This is a genomic window from Pseudomonas sp. CC120222-01a (assembly GCF_003097235.1).
Classification (GTDB): domain Bacteria; phylum Pseudomonadota; class Gammaproteobacteria; order Pseudomonadales; family Pseudomonadaceae; genus Aquipseudomonas.
Window position 1 is genome coordinate 1 of the sequence record NZ_QEQQ01000048.1, and the last position, 10,408, is coordinate 10,408.

Sequence of the window (10,408 nt, forward strand, 5' to 3'; positions counted from 1 at the left end):
CACCTGATCCCATCCCGAACTCAGCAGTGAAACGATGCATCGCCGATGGTAGTGTGGGGTTTCCCCATGTGAGAGTAGGTCATCGTCAAGATTCATTTCGCAAAACCCCTATCTGCGCATGCAGGTAGGGGTTTTGTCTTTAAGTAGGAACTACAGAGATTCGCAGGCACGTCAAAGCGACGGGCCAGCACACAGAATTTCTTGACGACCATAGAGCATTGGAACCACCTGATCCCATCCCGAACTCAGCAGTGAAACGATGCATCGCCGATGGTAGTGTGGGGTTTCCCCATGTGAGAGTAGGTCATCGTCAAGATTCAAACAAAAAGCCCCTGTCTGCGTTGCAGACAGGGGCTTTTTCTTTTCCGGGTCAAAACACCCTGGTGTTAAGCGCTAGCGGCCGAGTTGTTTATCCAGGTAGTTTCTGATCACCCGCGATCCATTGTTCAGATGCTGCTCCAGCACCCTTATCGCCTCATCGACCAATTTGTCAGCGGCAGCATCGACCAGGGCGTTATGGTCGTCCTGGGTCAGCTTGCCCAGCCCCATGGACGATAAATGAAAGCGCAGGAAGCGTTCTTCCTCGTTCAGCTCGTTCTCGATCAGGCGCAGCAGTTTCTGGTTGGAAGCCTTGCTATAGAGCGCCATATGGAACAGCCGATTGAGGCGGCCAATTTCCGCGTGGCTGGTTTCGTTCTCCAGTTGCTGGATGTAACCACGGGCATTGGCGATGTCATCAGCATCGAGCAGCGGGATCGACTGGCGCAGCGCTTCGCTCTCCAGGAGCACGCGCAATGCATAGGTGTCGACGGCGTCCTCGCCAATCAACGGTGCGACCACTGCACCTTTGTGCATTTCCACCTTCAGCAGCGATTGCGCCTCCAACTGGCGCAGAGCCTCGCGCACCGGCATACGGCTGACGCCGTACAAGTCGGCGATTTCCTGTTGGCGTACGGCGGTGCCAGGTGGCAGGCGGCCATCGAGAATGGCGCTGCGCAAGCGTTCTTCTATGACGCCACGGGCCTGGTGTGCCGGCAGCTGTTCGCTAGCCAGCACGTTACTGAGTTTGATTTTCTCGGCCAAGCGTAGTGTGCCTCGACGACAGAATGTTGGATCCAATGACACTAGTGACAGGCAAGGGGGCTTGTCAAACCTGCGCCCGCAACGGCGCGAGCGGCCCACGCTGACAATTATGGTGGATGAGTTTTCCCGGCAAAGGAAGCGACACACACTAAGCGCTAACAATAAAGTTATAGCCAGCCGACCATCGGCTACATGATTGCGCGGTGCCATTGTCTTTTATGTGGCCAGGCCGCACCATCGCTGCTTTGGAACGACCTGAACAGGGCCTCGCAGTGGCGATTACCTGGCTGCTCAAAACCGCCGTGCGACGTTTCAGCCTTGCCCTGCTGCTAGGTAGCTTGCTGCTGGGCGGTTTGCATGCGGATTGGGATTTTGCCGAGATCAGTCGCAAGTCCGAAGCCCTGTATGGCCCTTTGGGCGCCGGCAAGGGCCGCATCGATGCCTGGCAACGGTTGATGGCCACCCAGAGCCAGGGCAGCGAGATGCAGCGCCTGCAGGTGGTCAACCAGTTCTTCAACCAGCAACTGCGCTACGTCGAGGATATCGACCTGTGGCACGAGGTCGACTACTGGGCCACGCCCATCCAGGCGCTAATCAAAGGCGCCGGCGACTGCGAGGACTACGCCATCGCCAAGTACTTCAGCCTGCGGCGCATGGGGATCCCCAGCGAAAAGCTGCGCATCACCTACGTCAAGGCCCTGCGCCAGAACCGCGCGCACATGGTGCTGACCTACTATTCAAGCCCACAGGCGCAGCCGTTGGTACTCGATAGCCTGATGGACGCAATCAAGCCGGCCAGCCAGCGCACCGACTTGCTGCCGGTGTACGCCTTCAATGGTGAAGGTCTGTGGCTGACCGGCGCTGCGGGCAACAAGAAGGTCGGTGATACCAAGCGCCTGTCCCGTTGGCAGGACTTGTTGAAGAAAATGCAGGCCGAAGGGTTCCCGGCCGAACCGGTTTACTGAAGGAGCACAGATGTCACTGTTCAAACAATTGCTGTTGGCCATTTGCCTGTTCCTGGTAGTCGCGTTCAGCGGCAGCTTCATGGTCAGCCTGGAAAGCTCGCGCAGCCAGTACGTAAACCAGCTGCGCTCCCACGCCCAGGATGCGGCTACTGCGCTGGCACTGTCGCTGACGCCGAATATCGATGACCCGGCGATGGTCGAACTCATGGTCAGCTCGATCTTCGACAGCGGCTACTACGCCAGCATCAAGGTGGTCGACCTAAGCTCCAATGCGGTGCTGGTTGAGCGCCACGCAGAGCCGGACCCAGGCGGTGTGCCAGCGTGGTTCATCCACCTGATTGGGCTGGAAGCGGCCGGAGGTGATGCCATCGTCAGCCGGGGCTGGCAGCAGGCTGCGCGGGTCGAGGTGATCAGCCACCCGATGTTTGCCATCGCCAAGCTCTGGCAAAGCGCATTGGGCAGCCTCGGCTGGTTGCTGCTGTGTGGTGCCGCCAGTGCGGTGCTTGGCGCACTGTTGCTGCGTCGCCAGTTGCGACCGCTGGACTACATGGTGGAACAGTCCCACGCCATCGCCCGGCGCGAATTCCTCAGCCTGCCGGAGCTGCCGCGCACGCCGGAGTTGCGGCGTGTGGTGCAGGCGATGAACCAGATGGTCGAGAAGCTCAAGGCCTTGTTCACCGAACAGGCCGAGCGCAGTGAGCGGTTGCGGGCGGAGTCCTATCAGGACAGCCTCACCGGCCTGTCCAACCGGCGATATTTCGAGATGCAGCTGACTGCTCGGGTCAGCAACCTGGAGGAGGCACGTGCCGGTTACCTGCTGCTGCTGCGTGTGCAGGGCCTGGCCGGGCTCAACGCTCGCCTGGGTGGCCAGCGCACCGACCAGCTGCTGCAGGCCGTAGGCGAGCAGCTACGGCGTACTTGTGCCAGCTTCCCGGAGACCAACGACTTGATTTCCCGCAGCCGTGGTGGTGAGTTCGCCGTGCTGGCCCCTGGCATGGTCCACGAGGAAGCCGTGCAGCTCGCCCAGGCACTGGAGGCAACGCTGCAGAGCCTGCACGAAACAGGCGCCAGCGATGTCGACCCGGTTGCCTGCATCGGCCTGGCTCCGTTCAGCCCCGGTGACGCGCCGCAGGCATTGCTCAAGCTGGCTGACGAGGCACTGGCGCGTGCCGAGAATCAGCCGACCCCGGGTTGGGTATGCCTTGAGCAGGGCGTGGCCGCGGTGGCTGGCGACAGCCAGCATGCCTGGCACACTCGGTTGGACGAAGCGTTCGTCAAAGGTCGGTTCGAGTTGTTCTTCCAGCCTGTCGTGAATGCCAGGCAGACGCAGCAGGTCCTTCATCACAAGGTGATTTCACGCCTGCACGATGACCAGGGCGAGGCTTTGCCTGCCGGTCGCTTCCTGCCGTGGCTGGAGCGCTTTGGCTGGATGTCGCGGCTGGACCTGCTAGTACTGGAAAAGGTGCTGGCACACCTGCGTGGCCATGATCAGGTACTGGCGCTCAACCTGTCGGCTGCAACGCTGGCCGACCCCAAGGCCTTGCAGCGTGTCTACGAGTTGCTGAGCCAGCATCCAGCGCTGGGCTCACGGTTGATCTTCGAGATCGGCGAGGAGCAACTGCCCGAACAGGCCGCGCTGGAAAAACTCACCCGCCGTCTGCACAGCCTGGGCTTCGGCCTGGCGTTGCAGCGCTTCGGCGGGCGCTTCAGCATGATCGGCAACCTGGCGCACCTGGGCCTGGCCTACCTGAAGATCGATGGCAGCTACATCCGCAACATTGATCAGGAGCAGCATAAGCGACTGTTCATCGAAGCCATCCAGCGCGCGGCGCACAGCATCGACCTGCCGCTGATTGCCGAGCGGGTGGAAACCGAAGGCGAGCGGCTGGTGTTGGTGGAGATGGGCGTCGGTGGTATCCAGGGGCAACTGGTCGGCGAGCCGGCGCCCTGGCGTTGATTCAAGCATGCCGGGGCGCAAGGCGCCCCCGGTGATTTCAGATCAGCCCGCCTTCCTCCTCTTCCTCAATCAAGTTGTTCAAGCTGCCCAGCGCCTTGCGCGCGGTGGAGCGGTTGAGCAACTTGGCCTGCGCCCCCGCCGGCAGGTCGGTGATGCTGAACACGCCCTTGGCCGTCAGCACTTCGATCAGGTCCTCGAGCACGCGGATCATGTCCAGGTCGCTCTGCTTGAGCTGCTTGAGGCTGTTTTCGACGACATCGTCGGCAAACCACTCCTGGATTTCGGCATGGTCGGCCGGCAGGACTTCCGTGTGGTCGGCGTACGGTACGGGCTCGACCCGCTCCAGTTGCCCTTGCTGGTCGCGTTGCACATAGAACAGTGCTTCCATCCTCGTCACCCCGGTTCCTTGATGGTGGTTCCTGGCGCAGCATAGGCAATCTTGCCTGGCCGCGCCTGCCAATCAGCTGTTGTTGTTGTCGATCTTGATGGTCGGGTCGGCACCGCTGATCAACGAGTTGATCGTGGTATTCGACCAGTTCACCCCCTCCAGCTTGATGCTCACGTCTGCGTTGGCCAGCCCACCAGCAGCATTGAGCTTGCCTTCGGTGCTGATCTGCAGGGTCGACTCGCCACCCGTCGTGGTGATCTTCAGGTAGTTGTCGATGGTTGAGCCGCGCTCGCCCTGCAGCAGGTCGGTGAGGTCGATACGGTCGCCTTCGCTGAGCTTGAAGTCCTTGATCACGTCCTGGCCGATGTCACCGGCTTTCCACACGAAGGTATCGGCGCCGGCGCCACCGCTTAGGATGTCGTTGCCCTTGCCACCGATCAGCGTGTCGTTGCCGGCCCCGCCGAACAGCAGGTCATTGCCTTCGCCCCCGAGCAAAGTGTCGTTGCCGGTGCCGCCGAGCAGGATGTCGTTGCCCTTGCCGCCATCAATGTAGTCGTTGCCGCCCTGGCCAAAGATGATGTCGTTGCCACCGCCACCCATCAGGGTGTCGGCGCCGTCGTTGGTGCGCGACAGGTCGAAATCGGTGTAATGCTCGCTGATGTACTGGTGCATCACCTTGGCATCCACCAGGCTTGTGTCCACGCCCAGCTTGGTGGCGACGAAGGCCTGCACGGCCTCGATGCCGCTGCCGGGTATCGAGTCGAAGCTCACCAGGTCGCCGAAGATGATGTCGTGGCCATCGCCGCCACTGATGGTGTCGGCACCGGCAATGGTCTGGTCGGTGTGGCCGAGGATCGCATCGCTGATCTTGCTCGGGTCGACGTTGACCTGAGGCACGCCGTCGCTGTCGAACGGTTTCAGGTCGGTGGCGGCGATGCCTGTGCCGACGCCGACGGCTTCGACCGATGACAGCGCCGAGAGCAACGCGAAGCTCGAGGTGGCGTTGGTCAAGGTGTCGCTGGTGGTGGTGCTGCCGGTACCGGCCAGTTTCGACAGCTCATAGCCGCCGTTGCCTTCGGCGTGAATCAGGCCGGTGGTGACGGCGGTCCACTTGTAGCTCAGGCTCAGCAGGTCAAAGCTGCGGGTTTCGGCGGTGAGCTTGCCGGTGGTGTCGATCGACACCCGGTTGCTGGTGTCCAGCTGGTAGTTGGTGAGGGTGTCGCCCATCTTGTAACTGACGTTGCTGAGCAGCGTGTCGAGCTTGACCGAGCTGTTGGCCAGGGTCGGGTTGGTCTGCTCGCCGGTCTGGTAGTAGGTCGGCTGGCCGTCGGTGAGGAAGTAGGTCTGGTTGGTGCCGGTGACACCGGCGTTTTTCAGGTTCTGGAACCAGTTTGCGGTGGTCTTGAAGGCATCCTCGTAGTTGGTACCGCCGTCCGCGCTCATGCCGCTCAGGGCGTTCAGCAGCGTCTTGAGGCCAGCGTCGTTGAGGGTGACCGAGACGGTGCTCTTGACCTGGGTGGCGAAGTCCACCAGCAGCACGTTGACCGTGCCGACCCCGGTGGCCTTGGCATCCGCCAGCAGCGTCTGGAACGTGGTGGCCAGCGACGCCTTGGTCGCGTCGATGCCGGTGGTGCTCATGCTGCCCGAGGTATCGACGATGAAGGCGAGGTTGTAGTTGGTGCCGGCGGTCATATGCAGGCCGGCGCTGTCGGCGATGATGATGTCATCGCCGTAGGTACCGGTGGTGCTGTCATTGGCGGTGGTCAGCTGGCTGGTAGTGTAGGTGTCCGGGTAGACCGTAACCTTGAGGGTGCCTTCGGTGGTGGCGAAGCTGCCGCCCACCGACTCGGTGGAGGTCGAGCTGACCTTCACGTCGAACTGGCCGCTGTAGTAGGCCGGTGGCTTGATCGTCAGGCTGCTCAACGTCCAGCCACTGACATCGACTGCGGTGGCGCCCACGGTGGCGGTGTGCCCGGCAGTGTCACTGATCACCGAGCCTGCCGGAATACCGCTCAGCTTCACGCTGAGGGTCTCGGAGCCGTCGGTATCGGTCAGGCTGCTGCCGATACCCACCAGCTTGACGCTGCCGTTTTCCGGGCCTTCGTTGAGCTTGTAGCCATCGTAGTACCCCTGGGTGCCGTTGCTACCGTGCAGGTCGGATACGGTGACCCCCGCGTTGGTCAGGGCAGTGACGTTCTGGTACATCGGGATCGTGGTGCTGTTGAAGTCGCCGGCAGCGCTGCCGTTGACCGAAATGTTGACGTCGTAGCTACCCGGGCCGGACTGGTTGGCGTGGTAGATCTCCAGGGTGTAGTAGCCGCTGGTGGTCGGCGTGTAGGTGCCCGAGACGGTCCCCGAGCCCGAGCCCCAGGTGGCAGTGACGACGTTCTTGCCGCCGATGTTCACCAGCAGGCTGTCGTCGGCGTTGCCGCTGAAGGTATAGGTCTTGCCGGCCTCCAGGTACACCAGGCCGGAGGTCTTCGAGCCGCTCTGCGCCGCTACGCTGGAGTCGGATTGTACATTGGTGATGGTCGTGGACGAGGTGGCGGTGCCAGAGTTGGTGAACACCGTCTTCAGTGCATCGCCGGTAATGCCGTTGCCGTTGGTGCCCAGGCCGGTGAGGGTGGTCCAGATTTCCTTGGTCAGGCCCAGCGAGTTGACGCTGTTGCTTCCGATCGACAGCGTCGGTGCGTCGGCGACCGGGGTGATGTCCACCTTCAAGACGGTTTCACTGCCGGGGGTGACGCCGTCAGTGGGCTTGAACTTGATCTGTGCGTAGTCGGCCTGGTTGTTGCCCACCCCCGTGCCGCCATAACCATCGACGCCCGACTGGTTGGCCAGCGGCACGAACTTGAGCTTGCCGGCGCTGATGTCAGCCTGGCTGATGGTCTGGTTGAGGGCCACGTTCACCCAGGCGGTGCCGTTGTTGTACTGCAGGGTGCCGAGGGTCGGCAGCTGGGTGATGGTCACGCCCAGGCTCGAGACCGGGCTGTCGACGTCGGTGACGTTGAAGTTGCTCCAGGTCAGCACTACCGCAGTGTCCTCGACCCCAGTGACGGCGCCGCCGGCGGACACTGGTGCGTCATTGACCGCCACCACGTTGACTGTAGTGGTGGCGGTGTTGGACACGTTGACCCCGTCGGTGACCGTGACCGTGATGATGCGCGGCGTGGTGCTCGGGTCTTCGCTGGTGTTGACGAAGGTGATGTTCTTGATCGCCTGCATGTAGTCGGCCAGCGAAGCGTTGCCGGTCAGGGTCAGCACCACCTTGCCGGCGGTCACGCTGGAGGTGATGGTAATGCCATTGACGCTGCTGCCCAGGTTCAGCGCATCGCCGGCCTGGGCGTTGGTCAGGGTGACGGTTGCGCCGGTCAGCTGCGTGCTGTCGAAGTCGGTGATGGAGATGTCCAGGTCACTGATCGAGTTGCCGCTGCCGTTTTCGGTGAAGGTGGTCTGGAAGTCGGCGCCGGTCTTGCCGCTGGAGTCGTTGGCGTCCAGGTCCAGCACGGGTGCGGGTTCGAACAGCTGGGTGGTGATGCTGCCCGCGGTGTTGCTGACGACAAGGCCCTCGAAGTTTCCGCCAGTGGCCGAGTCGATCTTGATGGTGAAGGTCTCGGTGCCTTCAGTGATGTTGTCCTTGATGGTCGGGATGCTGAAGGTCGCCGTGTTGCTGTTGGCCTTGATGGTCACGGTGGCCACGCCGGTGTAGTCGACACCGTTGGTGGCGGTGCCGCTGTAGCTGAGCTTGACCACCACATCGGTCTGCGGCGGGTTGCTCAGGGTCAGGGTGTAGGTGGCGGTATTGCCCTCGGCGACGGTGGCCGAACCGGTGATGCCGAGGGTGGTGTTGTTCAACGTGTCGGTCACGGCGGTGACCGCTGGCGCCGTGTTCACCACCAAGCTTTCGAAGTTGCCGCCGGTGGCGCTGGTGATGGTGGTACTGACCGTGGAGGCGTCGATGTACACATCGTCGGCTGGCGCCGCCACAGTGACGCTGCCGGAGGACTGGTTGGCGCCGATGGTGATGGTCTGGCCATTGCTCAGGGTCACGCTGACGGCTGTCTGTGCCGGGTTGGTCAAGGTCGCGGTGTAGACGATCTGGCCGCCCTCGGCCACGGTTGGCGTGGCAGTGAGGGTGACGGTGGTGGTGTCGGTCACATCGGTGACGCTGGTGCTGAGCACGGTCTTGTTGGCCACCAGGTTCTCATAGCTGCCACCGGAGACGCTGCTGATGCTGTTGGTGACGGCTGCATGCCCCTGATAGACATCATTGGTGACCGAGCCGGTCGTGGTGCCGCTGCTCTGGCCGACCGGGATGGTGATGGTCTGGCCGTTGGTCAGGGTCACCACCACCGGAGTGACGGTGACCGGCGCGCTGACGGTGGCGGTGTAGGTGATGGTGCCGCCCTCGGCCACGGTTGGCGTGGCGGTGAGGGTGACGGTGGTGGTGTCCTGGACATCGGTGACGGTGGTGCTGACCGCTGTCTTGTTGGCCACCAGATTTTCGTAGTTGCCGCCGCTGACGGCGGTGATGCTGTTGGTGACCGGTGCATGGCCCAGGTACACGTCATTGGTGACGGTGCCGGTGACCGTACCAGAAGTTTGCCCGACGGCAATGGTGATGGTCTGGCCGTTGGCCAGGGTCACCAGCACTGGGCTGCCGGTGACGGCGGCGGTGACGGTCGCGGTGTAGACGATGGTGCCGCCTTCGGCTACCGACGGCGTGGCGGCCAGGGTCACGGTCGAGGTGTCGATGGTGTCGGTGACGTTGGTCACTGCGGGCGTGCTGTTGACTGCAAGGTTCTCGAAGTTGCCGCCCGACGCGCTGGTTATTTGTGCACTGACCTGGCCTGCATCTAGGTACGGGTTATCGCCGTGGGTAGCGACGGTGACGCTGCCGGAGGTCTGGTTGGCGCCGATGGTGATGGTCTGGCCGTTGCTCAAGGTTACCGTCACGGCGGTTTGCGCAGCGTTGGTCAGGGTAGCGGTGTAGGTGATCTGGCCACCTTCGACCACGCTCGGCGTGGCCGACAGCGAGACCGTGGTGGTGTCCTGCACATCGGTGACTGTGGTGCTGACCACGGCCTTGTTGGCCACCAGGTTTTCGTAATTGCCGCCGGAGACGTTGCTGATGCTGTTGGTGACCGCTGCGTGCCCCAGATAGACATCGTTGGTCACGGCGCCAGTGGCAGTGCCGGAGCTTTGCCCGACCGGAATGGTGATGGTCTGACCATTGGTCAGAGTCACCACCACAGCAGAGCCGGTGACTGGCGCGGCCACCGTGGCGGTGTAGACGATGGTCCCGCCCTCGGCTACCGATGGCGTGGCGGTCAGGTTCACGGTTGTGGTGTCAACGGTATCGGTGACATTGGTCACTGCCGGCGTACTGTTGACCGCCAGGTTCTCGAAGTTGCCCCCCGTTGCGCCGGTAATGCGCGCGCTGACCTGCCCAGCATCAAGGTACGGGTTATCGCCGTGGGTGGCAACCGCGACGCTGCCGGAGGTCTGGTTGGCGGCGATGGTGATGGTCTGGCCATTGCTCAGGGTGACGGTCACTGGCGACTGCGCGGCATTGGTCAGGGTCGCGGTGTAAACGATCTGACCACCCTCGGCCACGCTCGGCGTTGCCGACAGTGAAACGGTGGTGGTGTCCTGCACATCGGTGACGCTGGTGCTGACCTGAGTCTTGTCGGCGACCAGATTCTCGTAGTTGCCACCACTGACGTTGCTGATGCTGTTGGTGACGGCGGCATGGCCCTGGTAGACGTCATTGGACACCGCGCCAGTGGCAGTGCCGGAGCTTTGCCCAACCGGGATGGTGATGCTCTGGCCGTTGGCCAGGGTGATCACCACCGGGCTGCCGGTGACGGGGGCGCCGACGGTGGCGGTGTAGGTGATGGTGCCGCCCTCGGCCACAGTTGGTGTGGCGGTGAGGGTAACGGTGGTGGTGTCCTGGACGTCAGTCACGGTGGTGCTGACAGCTGCCTTGTTCGCCACCAGGTTTTCATAGTTGCC

5 protein-coding genes and 2 rRNA genes are annotated in these 10,408 nt (G+C 62.6%); 4 read left to right on the forward strand and 3 right to left on the reverse strand.

Annotated features, from left to right (window positions below; all coding sequences use genetic code 11):
* Positions 1-91, forward strand: a 5S ribosomal RNA gene (gene rrf, locus N430_RS28970); the annotation flags it as partial.
* Between the two features lie 109 nt (positions 92-200).
* Positions 201-316 (forward strand): 5S ribosomal RNA (gene rrf / locus N430_RS28975).
* A gap of 77 nt (positions 317-393) precedes the next feature.
* On the opposite strand, the gene N430_RS28980 is transcribed toward rrf (N430_RS28975), so the two are convergent.
* Entirely contained in the window at positions 394-1,083 is a 690-nt protein-coding gene (locus N430_RS28980; RefSeq protein WP_110639998.1) for a GntR family transcriptional regulator, read from the reverse strand.
* 218 nt (positions 1,084-1,301) lie between these two features.
* Between N430_RS28980 and lapG the strand changes: the two genes are divergently transcribed.
* Both lapG and lapD read left to right on the forward strand, forming a co-directional pair.
* On the forward strand, positions 1,302-2,048 hold the full coding sequence (gene lapG / locus N430_RS28985) for a cysteine protease LapG (RefSeq protein ID WP_178083418.1): 747 nt from the start codon (positions 1,302-1,304) through the stop codon (positions 2,046-2,048).
* A 10-nt stretch (positions 2,049-2,058) separates the two neighbouring features.
* The gene (gene lapD / locus N430_RS28990) at positions 2,059-4,005 is read left to right on the forward strand and encodes a cyclic di-GMP receptor LapD (RefSeq protein WP_110639997.1); all 1,947 of its coding nucleotides are present in this window, start codon (positions 2,059-2,061) and stop codon (positions 4,003-4,005) included.
* 37 nt (positions 4,006-4,042) lie between these two features.
* Here lapD and N430_RS28995 read toward each other — a convergent pair whose 3' ends face one another.
* Both N430_RS28995 and N430_RS29000 read right to left on the reverse strand, forming a co-directional pair.
* Positions 4,043-4,384, reverse strand: a complete 342-nt coding sequence (locus N430_RS28995) for a tryptophan synthase subunit beta (RefSeq protein ID WP_110639999.1) — start codon at positions 4,382-4,384, stop codon at positions 4,043-4,045.
* Positions 4,385-4,465: 81 nt separating this feature from the next.
* Positions 4,466-10,408 (reverse strand): immunoglobulin-like domain-containing protein (locus N430_RS29000; RefSeq protein ID WP_256592200.1); only part of this gene is annotated, 5,943 nt, incomplete at its 5' end.

Bases quoted from the DNA above. Each gene is read 5' to 3' on its own strand.
- lapG (WP_178083418.1), top strand. From the start codon at position 1,302: ATGTGGCCAGGCCGCACCATCGCTGCTTTGGAACGACCTGAACAGGGC.
- lapD (WP_110639997.1), top strand. From the start codon at position 2,059: ATGTCACTGTTCAAACAATTGCTGTTGGCCATTTGCCTGTTCCTGGTA.